This window comes from Psychrobacter sp. AOP22-C1-C5, from assembly GCF_052378885.1.
Classification (GTDB): domain Bacteria; phylum Pseudomonadota; class Gammaproteobacteria; order Pseudomonadales; family Moraxellaceae; genus Psychrobacter.
The window spans coordinates 26,984-41,643 of the sequence record NZ_JBQSYC010000007.1 but is presented as its reverse complement, the minus strand read 5'-3'; the positions used below and the strand labels follow the sequence as shown (position 1 = coordinate 41,643).

The 14,660-nt window shown below is 44.2% G+C and carries 16 protein-coding genes and 1 tRNA gene; 5 read left to right on the top strand and 12 right to left on the bottom strand.

What is annotated here, in order from left to right:
• Positions 1-88: 88 nt before the first annotated feature.
• The 12 genes from ACT3TH_RS10220 to gatC form a co-directional block, all read right to left on the bottom strand.
• Entirely contained in the window at positions 89-691 is a 603-nt protein-coding gene (locus ACT3TH_RS10220) for a hypothetical protein (RefSeq protein WP_444755727.1), read from the bottom strand.
• On the bottom strand, positions 684-1,220 hold the full coding sequence (locus ACT3TH_RS10215; RefSeq protein WP_444755726.1) for a hypothetical protein: 537 nt from the start codon (positions 1,218-1,220) through the stop codon (positions 684-686). Before ACT3TH_RS10215 ends, ACT3TH_RS10220 begins: the two co-directional genes overlap by 8 nt.
• A complete protein-coding gene (locus tag ACT3TH_RS10210; protein WP_444755725.1) occupies positions 1,207-1,482 on the bottom strand; it encodes a hypothetical protein in 276 nt (91 codons plus the stop codon). The genes ACT3TH_RS10215 and ACT3TH_RS10210 overlap by 14 nt, the downstream gene beginning before the upstream one ends.
• Entirely contained in the window at positions 1,475-1,762 is a 288-nt protein-coding gene (locus tag ACT3TH_RS10205; protein ID WP_444755724.1) for a hypothetical protein, read from the bottom strand. The genes ACT3TH_RS10210 and ACT3TH_RS10205 overlap by 8 nt, the downstream gene beginning before the upstream one ends.
• A complete protein-coding gene (locus ACT3TH_RS10200; RefSeq protein WP_444755723.1) occupies positions 1,763-2,050 on the bottom strand; it encodes a helix-turn-helix domain-containing protein in 288 nt (95 codons plus the stop codon).
• Positions 2,051-2,054: 4 nt separating this feature from the next.
• On the bottom strand, positions 2,055-2,345 hold the full coding sequence (locus ACT3TH_RS10195; protein WP_444755722.1) for a helix-turn-helix transcriptional regulator: 291 nt from the start codon (positions 2,343-2,345) through the stop codon (positions 2,055-2,057).
• 153 nt (positions 2,346-2,498) lie between these two features.
• The gene (locus ACT3TH_RS10190; protein WP_444755721.1) at positions 2,499-3,296 is read right to left on the bottom strand and encodes a hypothetical protein; all 798 of its coding nucleotides are present in this window, start codon (positions 3,294-3,296) and stop codon (positions 2,499-2,501) included.
• 114 nt (positions 3,297-3,410) lie between these two features.
• On the bottom strand, positions 3,411-4,652 hold the full coding sequence (locus tag ACT3TH_RS10185) for a tyrosine-type recombinase/integrase (RefSeq protein ID WP_444755720.1): 1,242 nt from the start codon (positions 4,650-4,652) through the stop codon (positions 3,411-3,413).
• 163 nt (positions 4,653-4,815) lie between these two features.
• A tRNA-Pro gene (locus tag ACT3TH_RS10180) sits at positions 4,816-4,892 on the bottom strand.
• A 117-nt stretch (positions 4,893-5,009) separates the two neighbouring features.
• Positions 5,010-6,521 carry an Asp-tRNA(Asn)/Glu-tRNA(Gln) amidotransferase subunit GatB gene (gatB, locus tag ACT3TH_RS10175; RefSeq protein WP_444755719.1) on the bottom strand — a complete coding sequence of 504 codons (1,512 nt, stop codon included), beginning with the start codon at positions 6,519-6,521 and terminating at the stop codon, positions 5,010-5,012.
• Positions 6,521-8,017: an Asp-tRNA(Asn)/Glu-tRNA(Gln) amidotransferase subunit GatA gene (gene gatA, locus ACT3TH_RS10170; RefSeq protein ID WP_444755718.1), complete on the bottom strand. Its 1,497-nt coding sequence runs from the start codon at positions 8,015-8,017 to the stop codon at positions 6,521-6,523. The genes gatB and gatA overlap by 1 nt, the downstream gene beginning before the upstream one ends.
• 68 nt (positions 8,018-8,085) lie before the next feature.
• Entirely contained in the window at positions 8,086-8,400 is a 315-nt protein-coding gene (gene gatC / locus ACT3TH_RS10165) for an Asp-tRNA(Asn)/Glu-tRNA(Gln) amidotransferase subunit GatC (protein WP_444755717.1), read from the bottom strand.
• A gap of 637 nt (positions 8,401-9,037) precedes the next feature.
• Between gatC and ACT3TH_RS10160 the strand changes: the two genes are divergently transcribed.
• The 5 genes from ACT3TH_RS10160 (at position 9,038) to ACT3TH_RS10140 (ending at position 14,303) form a co-directional block, all read left to right on the top strand.
• Complete coding sequence (locus ACT3TH_RS10160; RefSeq protein WP_084387236.1) at positions 9,038-10,066, top strand: rod shape-determining protein; 1,029 nt, start codon at positions 9,038-9,040, stop codon at positions 10,064-10,066.
• A 188-nt stretch (positions 10,067-10,254) separates the two neighbouring features.
• Complete coding sequence (gene mreC, locus ACT3TH_RS10155) at positions 10,255-11,115, top strand: rod shape-determining protein MreC (protein ID WP_444755716.1); 861 nt, start codon at positions 10,255-10,257, stop codon at positions 11,113-11,115.
• Between the two features lie 134 nt (positions 11,116-11,249).
• The gene (gene mreD, locus ACT3TH_RS10150) at positions 11,250-11,735 is read left to right on the top strand and encodes a rod shape-determining protein MreD (RefSeq protein ID WP_444755715.1); all 486 of its coding nucleotides are present in this window, start codon (positions 11,250-11,252) and stop codon (positions 11,733-11,735) included.
• Between the two features lie 139 nt (positions 11,736-11,874).
• Complete coding sequence (locus ACT3TH_RS10145) at positions 11,875-12,567, top strand: Maf family protein (protein WP_444755714.1); 693 nt, start codon at positions 11,875-11,877, stop codon at positions 12,565-12,567.
• A gap of 119 nt (positions 12,568-12,686) precedes the next feature.
• A complete protein-coding gene (locus ACT3TH_RS10140) occupies positions 12,687-14,303 on the top strand; it encodes an Rne/Rng family ribonuclease (protein WP_444755713.1) in 1,617 nt (538 codons plus the stop codon).
• The last annotated feature ends 357 nt before the right edge of the window (positions 14,304-14,660 follow it).

Below are 14,660 nucleotides of genomic sequence, written 5' to 3'. Positions count from 1 at the left end.
TGTTTCGGCTGGCGCTGCTCTCTATATTTTTTATAGTAGCTTTTGCGCTTGGCGTGCTTACGGCTTTGCTTTGGTGGGTAGGTTTTCATTATTTACCCACCTTGCTATAGCCAGTCATTACTAGGGTGTCGTTAATGCGCTCTAATTTTTCATATAGTAAGCTTGCCCATGTGTCGGTAGCATCATGTGCTAGGCGTGCCAGTGCTGGCGCTGTGTGCGCTTCTATCTTCTCATAGTGTATGAGTGCTAGTAACTGTCCAACATCATATAAGGCAGTAGCAGCCCCGTTAATGTCACAAGCAATATCTGATAAATCATGTGACGACATTAAAATCACTTCGTCATCATCGGCGGTAGTAGTGTCTATTACTGTGCGCTGGCTTGATTGGTTGCCACTGTATAGCGTGGCTATTGCTTGGCGGTTGGCTGGCGTGTCGTGGAATAGTGACGGCTGATAATCGCCTGTTTCTTTGTCGCTTGCTGGGACAAAATAGCCTTGCTTGTCATAGTTAAAATAGCTGCCATCGTGAATAAGTGCCAGTAAGTCACGCTTACCGCGTGGATCATTGATAAGTACAAACGGATTAAGGCTTAATGATAGGCACAGAACGCTGTTACCTGCCTTGAATGGGGCTGGTGTGCTGTTGGTAGTGGTTTGAGTGTTTGAGGTCGTACGGATTGATTTACCCATGATGGATAACTCCTTGCGTTGTTTTTTGAGTGAATGCCACGCTATACGGTAAAAGTATAGGGTGACGGGTCTTACTCTCGGTCACGCAAGCAACCGCCCTGCATATTCGCCTTACGGCTATTTTATTTTGCAGCGTCAACCCGTCATAGTCGGTTAGCAAATAATTTGCTATAGATATGATGGTTTGCCCCCTTGTGGCGCTTAGGTGCGCTTGTGGGGCTGTGCTTGAATGGATAGTGACAGCTTGAGAGGCTGCGCTATTATCAGGCACAAAAAATGCCAATGGATAACGGTATGGCTTACCGCTTGCGTGTTTTCTTGAGAGGTCTATATAGTAACCATTGTTGGTATTGGTTGCAATCGGTTTTGCATTGACTGGCTGGCAAGCGATTAATGACAGTAATAAGCCAATACCTGCCACCCATGCCATGAATATGGTAAAGCTAAGTAGTAAGCCACGTTTATGTGGCTCATTGCGATTGTGTGTCCCGTGGCTGGCTCTTAAACTGGTTCTGTTATCGTTGGTCATTTCTTACGTCCTCCACGTTAAAGGCGATTTCTGCTATGTTTTTCGATAGCTCTTTTAATGACTCCACTTGTCGGCTGCCTGTTGGTAACAAGCTACCTAGCATCTGCGTTTCTATTTCTGCTAATTGGGTCATGGTGTTAATGATGGTCACATTGGCGTGCAAGGTGGTGATAAGCTGATCTATAAAATCATCAGCTATCATTAAAAAACCCTCACCCTTTAACCTGTCTATAACCTCGCTTACTAGGTCATCATTACTCATGGTCTGTTACCTCCGTTTGGTACGGTAATGCGTGCTCACAAAACATGTCACTAACAATACCTGCCAGCTCGCTATTGGTCAGTAGTGCTGCTTTGACTGCCACAAGCACGCCTTGGCTAACATCGTCTTTTGTATTGATAGCATCTAGCGCGGTGGCTAGGTGGTCAGTATCGCGGTAAATGTCCTGTATGCGGTCATTCATAAGCCGTAAGTACAGACTATCTACAGTCACTAGGCGGCTGGCTGGGGTGTCGATTGATATGCTAGGGTGGTTATTCATTTAGTTCACCTCGCTGTTAGATAGTTCGCTTTCAAGTAATGTCTGTTCATCAAGCCAATAGACCGAAAAACGCTTGTCATTGTGCGTGACTATCTCGCTTTGAATGGTTAGCCCTGCGGTTCTTAGGTCGTGAATGCGCTGTGCTAGGCATGTGATTTGATAAAGGCGGTATGCGTCCCAAGTGGTGATCGTTGCCCCTGTCATCAGGTGCGCCCTAACAATATCAATCTGTGTCTTAGGTGCTGGCTGGTTAGTCACTGTGGCGGTAGCGGTGGCTGTAGTAGTCATGGCTCTATACCTCGCTAGTGGTTGAGGTGTGAGAGTTAAGCCATTCGTGTATGTCTGCGTAAGCCCATGCGGTCATAGTAGGGCTTAGCTTCTTGCCAGCTGGGAAACGTCCATCTTTTGACCATTCAAACAAGGTGGTTTTGCTAAAGGGTAGGAATGGTAAAATGTCCTTTGCTCTGCCCATGCCAGTAGTAGGCAGTTGCATAGCTGGACTGTTTGCGGTGGTTGGTTCTGTATCGTGCGAGGTGTCACCAGTAAAAGGAATAACTGGCGTGTTTTGGGTGGGGTGTGTCATGTTCATAGCTCCATGTAGTTTGTTGAGCCGTAAAGGTGTTCTACGGCTTACATGGGCTATGTTATGGGGTGGGTGATTGTAGCTAAATACTTATGCATGCATAAAATGTTGAATGCATGAATAGAGTGTTGAATGCATGCATACGATATTATTTTATGAGAAATTACCTTTATCAGCCTCGCTTAGTAAACGACATACAGTAGGAAATGAGGGTTTTTTGTCTGTATCAACATGCAACTTAATGTAGGTAGCTGCATCGGTATAAGTACTAAATCCTTTATCTTTCATAATTTTAAGGTATTTCTTTTTACGTTCTTTTTTTTCCTCTCTATGGGGTTGCCACCTTGCATCAGACGCTTTTTTACTTCTAGCTGAAATTTCGTCTTCTAGATAATCAGTAATATCAACTTGTACATCAACCATTATTCCACCATACATAACGATTGCTACTTCATGATGTTTGAAAGAAATATCATAAAAGCCAAGATTGTAAGCTAGATATGACAGACTTTTATACATTATAATTCTTAGTACCTCAGCGATATTACAGCTCAATAATCTATGTTGTTCTTCTATTGTAAAATCAGCTAATACACTATTTACTAAAGCATTATTTCCCTTTATATCTAAATCAAATTGCCGCGCTATATTCTTAAATGCAGACATAGCAAAGACATTTAAACTGCATTCACAGTCATAATCACACCCGCAATCAGGGCTACCATTAAACGTATTGTCTTTTTTATAGTCTATTTCACTATTTTGTACGTACCTATTTATAGCTTCATCTATGTTAGTTAAGAAAGTATAGTTATTTTCGCGTTGGGCATCAGTACAATCATTATCAAAGAAGACTAAATTTGCAATTTGTTCATAAGTTGGTTTTGATAAATTAAGTTCAAAAGCTGTATTTAATAATTGATACTTACGCGCTTCATCTTTATACGACACAATTCACACCCCTACACCCTTTAAAAATAGGTGCAAGGCAGTGACAGCATAAGGGTGTGTAAATAGCTGTCGTTCGGGTAATTAGTCCTAGCCTTGCATAGTTGGTGCTAAGCCTTAGCCTAGCTTTTGTTTGTGTTGCTTAAAGTCTGCACGGATCACGTTGTCCAACTTGCCAGCGTAAGCATCATCAATGAAGTTTGCCCATTCATTCATCATCTTGGTTCTGTAGGGTAAATGCTGCGCTCCGTTGTATGCTTTGCTGATCTTGTTCTCTTTTTCATGTGCCAGCTGTAGCTCTATCGCTTCGTGCATGTATTCTTGTTCGTGTAGGGTAGTGCTGGCAAGTCCACGGAAGCCGTGCCCTGTCATACGTCCTTTATAACCCATGCGCCATAGGGCAGTGATAAAAGCATTGGTACTGTATGGCTTACGGGTTGAGGGATTAAAGAAAACGTATTGATCCGAAAACCCTAGCGCCTTGATCTGCTCCAGTAGTGCCATTGTTTGCGGTGCAAGTGGTACTAGGTGCGGTCTATCCATTTTCATTTTGTCGGCTGGTATGCGCCATAACTTAGCTTTATAGTCTATCTCTGACCATTCCATGAAGCGCAATTCTTGAGTACGCACAAACGTATAGCATAAAAACCATAAGCCTAGCTTTACCAGTAGATCACCATCATAGGCGTTAATGTCTTGAAGTAGTTTAGGTAATTGCTGGCTAGTCACACGGCTGTGGTGCTTCACCTTATGCGGTTTTAGTGCTTCGGTTAGGTCTGTGGCTGGGTTATGAGTTACTAAGCCCTCGCGTATGGCTTGTTTGAATATCTGCCCCGTTTGACGCATTGCACGCCTTGCCATATCAGCTGCGCCCCTCGCTTCGATAGCTTTACCGATAGCCAAAACATCAGGCGCGGTTATGTCCTCTATGTTCATGTGACCAATGACGGGCTTAATATCGCGCTGGTACTGTGAGTAGTCACGGCTATAGGTAGTAGGGGCAATATGTGCTTTGCGGTCACCGTGCCAACGCTGGGCTATAGTATTGAACGCCCTTGATCCGTCATTGTCGGCTTGTGTCTTTTTCTTATCGTCTTTTGGGTTGATACCATCAGCTATGAGCCGTTTAATCTCAATATTGCGCTGGCGTGCATTTTGAAGGCTCATTACTGGATAAGTGCCAATAGTGAGGGTTTGCTGTTTGCCTTGCCAGCGGTAGGCGCTGATCCATGACTTCACGCCCGTATAACGCACCCATAATTGCAGCCCGTTACCATCACTGTGTTTATCAGGTCGTTTTGTGGCTATAGAGGTGCTACTAGGTTGTAGCTTGTTGATACCTGTATGGGTTAGGGGCATGGGTCTATCCTTTGTTGGTATTGTCCATGTTGGTATTGCTCGATACCAACAATAATACCAACATTCTATATGGAACGCCATACACCTATAAGATAGTGAAAACCTGAAAAACGCCCAAAATAAAGGGCATACGGTCTGTGACGGTATGCCCTAATATTGTGTTTGGTCGGAACGGCAGGATTTGAACCTGCGACCACTACACCCCCAGTGTAGTGCGCTACCAGACTGCGCTACGCCCCGAATGACTGACTATTTTACGCAAAATTTGGCACATTGCAAGGGCTATTTATAGTAGCCAAAATCTACCATGGCGTTTTGCTTATCATAGCCAGCATGACTACTGATTAACAGATACCCTTAACCCAATAGCTCTTTTAGGATCTGATTGACTTGCTGCGGGTTGGCACTACCGCGACTCGCTTTCATGACCTGTCCGACCAGACCGTTAAAGGCTTTTTCTTTACCGCCGCGATACTCGTCGACCATCGCTTGGTTTTTCGCAATCACGTCTTCTACGATGGCTTTAATAGCGCCTGTATCGGTTTCTTGCTTGAGACCTTTGGCTTCGATGATTTTGTCAGCTGCGTCATCTGCGTCGCCACCTTCGCGATCATATAATGCCGTAAAGACTTTTTTGGCCATTTTACCGGACAGTGTGTCATCATTGATACGTTTGAGCAGTCCTGAGAGCTGCTTGGCACTGATAGGTGCCTCAACGATGTCTGTATCGTCTTTATTGAGGGCACCAAGTAGTTCACCCATGACCCAGTTACCAGCCATTTTGGCATGCGCTTCGCCCACATCGGCGACGACATCTTCGAAGTAATCAGCCAGCTGACGGCTTCCCGTTAGGATGCGAGCGTCATATTCTGATAGACCAAGCGCTTCTTCAAAGCGCGCGCGGCGAGCAACAGGCAGCTCAGGCATCGCCGCTTTAATCTCGTCAACTCTATGCTGTTCAATAACCACAGGCAACAAGTCAGGGTCAGGGAAGTAGCGATAATCGTTGGCATCTTCTTTGGTACGCATGGTACGCGTTTCATCACGCTCTGGATCATAAAGCATCGTGGCTTGGACAACCTTGCCGCCGTCTTCGATAATGTCGATTTGACGCTCGATTTCACGATTGATGGCGCGTTCGATAAAGCGAAACGAGTTTAGGTTTTTTAGCTCAGTACGCGTGCCAAGCTCATCACCAGGCTTACGCACAGAGACGTTACAGTCACAGCGGAACGAGCCTTCTGCCATGACCGCATCCGAGATCCCAAGCCATGTGACCAGCTGGTGAATGGCTTTGATATAAGCAAGCGCTTCATGGGCTGAGCGCATATCTGGCTCTGAGACGATTTCAATCAATGGCGTGCCAGCACGGTTCAAGTCGACACCCGTCATACCGTCGATCGCATCATGTACAGATTTGCCCGCATCTTCTTCTAAATGCGCGCGGGTGATGCCCATGCGTTTCGGATATTCATTCTTCTCACCTTCGTTGACCACGACATCAATATAACCCTTACCAACGATAGGGTTGGCCATTTGGGTGATTTGATAACCTTTCGGTAAGTCAGGGTAGAAGTAGTTTTTGCGATCAAACGTATTGTATAAACCCAGCTCAGCATTGACACCAATACCGAATTTTAGGGCGCGATCAACCACGCCGCTATTTAATACTGGTAACACGCCAGGCAGACCTAAATCTACAAGACTCGCTTGACTGTTTGGCTCATGGCCAAAATCTGTCGGCGCGCTTGAGAATATTTTACTTTCCGTATTAAGCTGACAGTGAATCTCGATGCCGATGACCACTTCATACCCATCGACGAAAAGCTCTTTACGAACGGTATGGTTATCAGTAGTTGCTGTGTTCATTATACCGTCTCCTTTGCGATGGCAGAGTGTTGTAAATGGTGGTCTGTGTGTTGCTGGAATAGGTGCGCGGTAGACAGCAACTCACTTTCGTGCCAATGTTTGCCGATCAACTGCAAGCCGATAGGCAAGCCTTCTGATGTAAAGCCAGCAGGATGACTGAGCGCAGGCAAACCGGCCAAGTTGACAGCGATGGTATAAACATCACCTAAGTACATGGTGGCAGGATCAAGTTCTTCAGCAAGCTTGTAAGCAGCGGTTGGAGCAGTTGGACTGGCAATGACATCACAATCAGTAAAAGCGTCTGCAAAGTTTTCAACGATCAAGCGGCGTATTTTTTGAGCTTTAGTATAATAAGCGTCGAAGTAACCAGCAGAGAGCGCATAAGTGCCTGTCAAAATACGGCGTTGTACTTCAGGGCCAAACCCTTCAGAGCGTGAGCGCGTATAGAGATCGATTAAATCCTTTGGGTTTTCACAACGATACCCAAAACGCACACCATCGAAACGTGACAAATTAGAAGAAGCTTCTGCTGGTGCTAGCATATAGTAAGTGGCAAGGGTGATATCAGGATCGATGATGTTCACTTCTACGATTGTAGCGCCTAGCTCTTCATATTTTTTGAGAGCCGCACGTACCGCTTGTTCAACCTCAGAATCTAAGCCATGACTAAAATATTCTTTTGGCACACCAATACGGAGACCCGCGAAAGGCTTGTCGCCCGCAGCTGCTTCTGCATCTTCAATGTCTTGTATATAGTCAGGGATCTCATGTTTGATAGAGGTTCCATCGAGTGGGTCATGACCGATCATGGGTTGCAGTAGATACGCACAGTCTTTGGCGCTGCGTCCCATGCTACCTGCCTGATCGAGACTTGACGCGTAAGCAATCATACCAAAGCGTGATACGCGGCCATAAGTCGGTTTGATACCAGTCAAACCACAAAACGAAGCGGGCTGACGAATAGAGCCCCCTGTGTCACTACCGGTTGCGACAGGGACGAAGCCTGCGGCAACGGCGGCGGCGCTACCACCTGATGAACCACCAGGGACACGTTCCAGATTCCAAGGGTTTTGCACCGTACCGTAGTAAGAGCTGCTATTGTCTGAGCCCATCGCAAACTCGTCCATATTGAGCTTGCCTAAGCTAATCATTCCCGCTTTTTGAATATTAGAGACGATAGTAGCGTCATAGGGTGAGATAAAGTTATGTAGCATCTTAGAGCCACAAGTGGTCAGCACACCTTGAGTACAAAAGATGTCTTTATGGGCCATAGGTAAGCCTAATAACAGACGATTATCGCCTTGTACTCGCTTCTCGTCCGCCGCTTTTGCTTGTGCGCGTGCTGTCTCAGAGGTATGAGTGATAAAGCTGTTGACCTTACTGTCTAACGCATCGATACGCTTGATATAATGGTCAGTCAACTCAAGGCTGCTAAATTGTTTGTCTTGCAAGCCGGTAATAAGCTGCTCGGTACTTAGTAGATGAAGCTCAGACATAAAGTGTCGTCCGTCAAAGTGTTAATAAAATAAATAAAATGTGATAAAGACCAAAGAGAGATAGCAGCCTATTCAATCACTTGTGGGACAAGATATAAGCCTTCTTCAACAGCAGGTGCGACTGACTGATTGCGCGCACGGTCAATATCATGATTAGCGAAATCAGCACGCAACTCTTGGCAAGTTTCATGAATGTTTGCTAGAGGTTTAACATCTGTCGTATCAACGTTGCTGAGGGTAATCATCATCTTTAATACTTTAGTGATTTCGTCAGCATAACTGTTTGCTGTACTTTCATCGACACCCAAACGGGCAAGGTTAGCAATTTCTAAGATTTCTTCACGGCTGACGGTGCTGTCAGACGTTGATAGTTGTTGTGACATGGTTTCTCCAGTTAAGGACAGTTTTCATTAAGTGTAGGTAATAAATAGTCACTGATATAAACGAACCTTAAGGTATGCAAATATCAGCGTTAAAACAGCCCAACAGTAAAATAAAAGCGTTTATAGAGTTGGTTTATTATAAAGCATCTGACCCAATTTTACAGAGCATGACGCTTGATTGATGCACAATACCAACCAAGCCCTCAGAATTTGCAAAATTAAGCCTATAATTCAAAATTACCGCGTAATTGCTCACCAATTACGTTCTGAAATACGTTACAGTATGCACATGCTATAAAGCAAAATTATCATCTGCCTGTAGAACTTTGTTAGTTATTGAAATAAATGATGTTTCATGAATTTAAATGGTAGCTATTACTATTTCAAACTTTGTAACAACTTTTAGCGTCTAAGACCAAAATCCTGGCTTCCTGATGTAAATATCTGTGTTTTTTTCGAGCTAAATCGGTATAATTTAGCTCAGTTTTGTCATTTCATCATTATTGCTTAGGTTTGACGTGTTGCGATGCTTAACTGTCGCGACAAATAATGTCTATCGACGACCTGCTCAACACTGACGAGTAACACCTCAGTCAATCTCATTCGCCTCATTCGTAAGACGCTGGATACATTAGCCATGAACCTGTTTGGATTTTTATCAAATAATATCGCTATCGACCTCGGTACTGCAAACACCCTTATTTTTATTCCTAACAAAGGCGTCGTACTTGACGAGCCTACGGTGGTTGCGTTACGAAGTAATCGTACCCAAAACCCTACCGTTGCTGCTGTCGGTATCGATGCAAAGCAAATGCTTGGTCGTACGCCTGCTAACATCACAGCCATTCGTCCATTAAAAGATGGCGTGATTGCCGACTTTGAAGTAACACAAAAAATGCTTAAGCATTTTATCGCCAAAGTAAAAGCCAAGCGCTTTATGGCACAGCCTAATGTGGTCGTTTGTGTGCCTTGCAAGTCTACTCTGGTTGAGCGTAAAGCGATTCGTGAGGCGGTATCATCAGCAGGCGCGAGTAAAGTATTACTGCTTGAGGAACCAATGGCGGCAGCAATTGGGGCTGGCATGCCCGTTCATGAAGCCAGTGGGTCTATGGTAGTAGATATCGGCGGCGGCACAACTGAGATTGCAGTTATTGCACTGTCAGGCTGCGTGTATGCCGAGTCGATTCGTATTGGCGGCGATATGTTTGATGAAGCCATCATTACACATGTACGTCGTACGCATGGTTGTGTTATTGGTGAGACGACCGCTGAACGTATCAAAAAAGAAGTCGGCTCTGCCTTGAATGAAGACAGCCAGTTAGAAGTAGAGGTTCGTGGTCGTAGTATGGCAGAAGGAGTGCCAAAGACCTTTATCGTGAACTCAGAAGAAGTGCAAAAAGCATTGAGTGACCCATTAAGCGGTATCATCAGCGCCGTAAAAGCAGCACTTGAGCAAACGCCACCAGAACTGTCATCAGATATCGCTGAGCGTGGTATTGTATTGACAGGTGGCGGCGCACTGTTACGTGACCTAGATAAGTTGATTTCAAGAGAGACTGGTCTGCCTGTGACCGTTGCCGAAGATCCACTGACTTGTGTTAGCCGTGGCGGTGGTATCGCGCTTGATTTCATTAATAACAAAAGCTTAAATATGATTTTTGTCTAAATCGTTTTAGTGGAGCATGGCTCTACTACAATCATATTTGTCATGCTTGCTTGTGGTTGGCATCAGGTATCGGGTTAAAAAGGTATAAAAATAAAGGTAGCCAATTGCGCTGCCTTTAATTACATTAGCAAACGCTAGAACCCAGTAATGGTAACTGATTGTTCTACAATTTATGAGTTAGATAACTTATGATCCCAAGTATTTTTGCCCGCCAGCCGTTAGCACTTCGTAAGACTGCCATTGTATTGATAGCGGCCTTAATACTGATGTGGTTCGATAGCAAAAATCCAGAATGGTTTAATCCAATACGTAGTACCAGTCATGCCGCCATGCAACCTATTTATGAGCTGTCATTATTGCCGAGTTATGCTAAGCATTGGGCAAGTGGCAGTGTGCAGTCTAAAGAAGCGTTACGTCGCGAAAACATGCAGCTAAAATCACAACTGATCCATGCACAAGCCAAGCTTCAGCAGCAAGATTATATCTTGGCACAAAACGCGCGTTTGCAAGGCATCTTATCCACCACCAAGCCTGAGCAGTTCGATCTCAATTTGGCACAAGTCATTGGCACTGATGCTAATTTACTCAGACAAATTGTGGTACTTAATAAGGGTGTTCAAGATGGCGTGCAAGTTGGGCAAACGGTCATTGATGAAAATGGCATATTGGGACAGATCATTAATGTCTATCCCAATACTAGCCGTTTACTTCTCATTACTGATGAACAGCAATCGGTTGCCGTCACGGTAAAACGGACAGGTCAACGTGCCATCGTTACAGGGAAGGGCATACCAACCTCATTAAGTCTTGATTACGTCTTCAAAACCTCAGACGTACGCGTGGGAGATGAGCTAATTTCATCAGGGTTGGGTGGACGTATACCAGCGGGATACCGCGTCGGCCGTATCGCTCATGTTGAAGATGTACAAGCGGCCAACTTTCGAAGCATAGAAGTGACGCCAACAGCGAACTTTATCGACAATGCTTATGTCTTGATTCTTCAAGATAAGCTAGTAAACAAAAATAACATCGGCATCAATAAACGCTGATCAAATAGCAACCTGCTCATAATCACTCGTTAGCCTGTTTCTGTTTACCAACGGCTTTTTAACGGTAGCGTGTGTCTCATTACTGGTTTATCACACTTTAATGGCAGTTGTTCATATTCCTAAGGTAAGTAGTCATGTCGTATCCTGATTCTGAGAATGCAACGGTACTTTTGATTACCACCATTATTCTAAGCTTTATCGTTGCCTCATCGCTCAATATATATCCGCTCAATCCAAGTATGGCATCATTGCGCCCTATGGCGCTAATAATGGTGCTGATCTTTTGGTTGTTATTTCAGCCGCGTTATGTTGGTATCTTTACAGCATTTACCATTGGTCTTATCGCTGATTTATTGATGGATACTCATTTGGGACAGCAAGCTTTTGCGGCTGTGGTCGTCGCTCTTTTCATCAAAATTACCAGCATCTACGTTAGACAATTAAACACTCTCAGTGCATGGCTGATAGCAAGCTTAGGATTGATTGTTTTTCAATTGAGTCTGTGGATACTACAGATGTTCATCCAAGGTGTTTTCGTTGCACAGTTCGCCATATCCTTATTGATAAGTATCATAAGCTGGCCATTGGTACTATTGGCGCTACGAAAATTTGTGCGTTAGCTATTTATACGTTAAAAATTGCTACAACCGTAGTAGTGACAATTGCTAATGACCTATTCCGATTTGCTCATTCCTAAAAGCTGGGTCCTAGAAGTATAGTATAGACACACTTATAAATTTATATATTAAGAGAAGAGTAATGGATATTATTTTAGCTTCTGGTTCGCCGCGTCGTCGTGAGCTACTAGCAAGAGCAAAGCTGGATTTTAGTCTTTTAAGCGTAGATATTGATGAGACGCAACAGCATAATGAGTTGCCAAAAGCCTATATTGAGCGCATGGTAGCGACCAAAGCAAAGGCTGCGATACAAGAGCTGAATACAGCCATCAAAATAGGTGAAGAGCACTTTGCTGAGCAACTTATCATCTTAACCTCAGATACGATTGGTGTGCTGCCAGATGGTCAGACAGTACTTGTAAAGCCAATTGATCGCAATCACGCTTATAGTATGTGGCAGCAGATGTCAGATAACGTTCACGAAGTGTGGACAGCCGTTCAAGCAACAAGGGTATCTTTACTGCCTGCGCTATCTAATGCACCAGACAAAGCATCAAACTATCAGGTTATCCATCAAAAACAAATCACTGAACGCACAGAGGTAAGTTTTATACCGCTAACAGTAGATATGATGAGCGAGTACTGGAATAGTGGTGAACCTGCTGATAAAGCAGGTGGTTATGGTATTCAAGGCTTGGGTGCAGCGTGGGTCAGTCGCATCAATGGCAGCTATACCAATGTCGTTGGATTGCCATTGGCGCAAACATTGGCTCTAATTAAAGAGATGCGCGAAATGAATATAGCATCTGTTAAGCCTTCAAAGATGGATAACTAGTCTGTTGCACATAATGACACGGTAGGATAATGGGCAAGCGCGAGTCGCATTTGTTACACTGTATGGCTAATAGACGATCAACACCTAATAAAGAAGCTGAAAGATAAGAGAATACTATTATGTCCGAAGAGCTGCTGATTAATATCAGTCCAATGGAATCCCGTGTCGCAGTATTGGATAACGGCATCTTGGGCGAAATTTATATTGAGCGTCACCATAAACTGGGTTTGGTTGGCAATATTTATTTAGGCACGGTTGTACGTGTCTTACCCGGTATGCAGGCGGCATTTGTCGATATTGGTCAGTCGCGGACAGCATTTCTACATGTTAATGATATGCAACGTGAGCCTCGACCAGTGGCAGAGACCAAGCCTAAAGCTGGCGAAGATAGTACCAAAGGTAAAAATAAAGACACTGATAAAGACAGTGCGATTCTAGAGGCCTCTACCGACGGTAGGGATTTTGCACCACCTATGGTTAGTACGCAAAGTACTGAGATAATACCTGCTTCTAAAACACTTATTCAGCACCGCTTGCATGAGAGTCAGCGCATTTTAGTACAAGTAACCAAAGATCAGCTAGGTAGCAAAGGCGCTCGTCTGACAACCAACATATCGCTACCATCACGTTACTTGGTTTATCTGCCATCAAGCGAACATATCGGTATATCGCAGCGTATCGATGGGGAAGAAGAGCGCACGCGTTTAAAGACTGAGCTTAGTAGTTTGATGCAAACGGTCAATCTAAAAGGCGGTCTTATTGCTCGTACCGCCGCTGAACGTGTGCCTGTCGACAAGCTAGAAGAAGATATCTACTATCTATTGCAACTGTGGCGTACTATTTGCGCCCGCCGTCAAGAAATAAATCATCATCAAAGCTCAGAGCTAATCTATCAAGAGCTGTCACTACCACTACGATCTATCCGCGATTTGGTACATGCGGATACCGAAAAAGTCATCATTGATAATACGCAAGTCTATGAACAAGTAAGATACTTTGCTAAAGAGTTTGTCCCCTTTGTATACGATCGAATCGTACATTACACCGCAGAGCAGTCGCTATTTGACGTAAATCGTGTCGAAGATGACTTGCGTGACGCCTTAAAGCGCCGTGTTGATCTAAAATCTGGTGGTTATCTGATTATTGATCAAACTGAAGCAATGACTACTATCGATGTCAACACTGGCTCTTTTGTTGGAGGACGTTCGTTAGAGGACACTGTCTACAAAACCAACCTAGAGGCAACTCATGCCATTGCTCGCCAACTACGCCTGCGCAATCTAGGCGGTATTATCATCCTAGATTTTATCGACATGCTTGAGCAACAGCACAAAGACGATGTGCTTGAGAGTTTACAATCGCAGCTTGCACAAGATTATGCGAAAACCAAAATCACTCAAGTGAGCGAGCTTGGCCTAGTTGAGATGACGCGCAAGCGTACTCGTGAGTCGTTAGGGCAGCAGCTATGTGAGCCGTGCTCAACCTGTCAAGGTCGTGGTTTTGTAAAAACTGCAGAGACGGTTTGCTTTGAGATATTCCGCGAAATCATGCGCTGCGCCCGTACTTATAACTCTCCTAAGAAATTCACCGTCGTAGCCCACGCAGCAGTTATTGATTTACTGTTAACTTCAGAATCGGATACAGTGGCAGACTTAGAATATCTATTGGGTAGAGTCATTACTTTTGATGTGGAAAACCTCTATACTCAAGAGCAATATGATATCGTTTTAGACTAATATTTACTGATTTTGGAACAGGCGCAGATAGGGTAGGCATGGGTAAAAAAGCTCATATGTTCCCATTAATATCTGAAATCATTGTAAATATTGCCCTTGCAATGATAAGAATACTATGTATAATATACACCACTGAATTATATATGCGCAGCAAATAAAAAAGCTGGCGCTATGACAGCTAGAGCATCGTTTCTAGCACTATTTCATTATGCCTTTGCTGCTTTCCAATATATAGGAGGGTCGGCGGGGCTTTAAACTATTTTGCTTTTGGCACGCTATAAGTTCGGATAAAGAACTCATTCTGGTTAAGAACAGAAGGCCGCTTGAAGTGAATATTTAACCAAACTGCTTTTGATC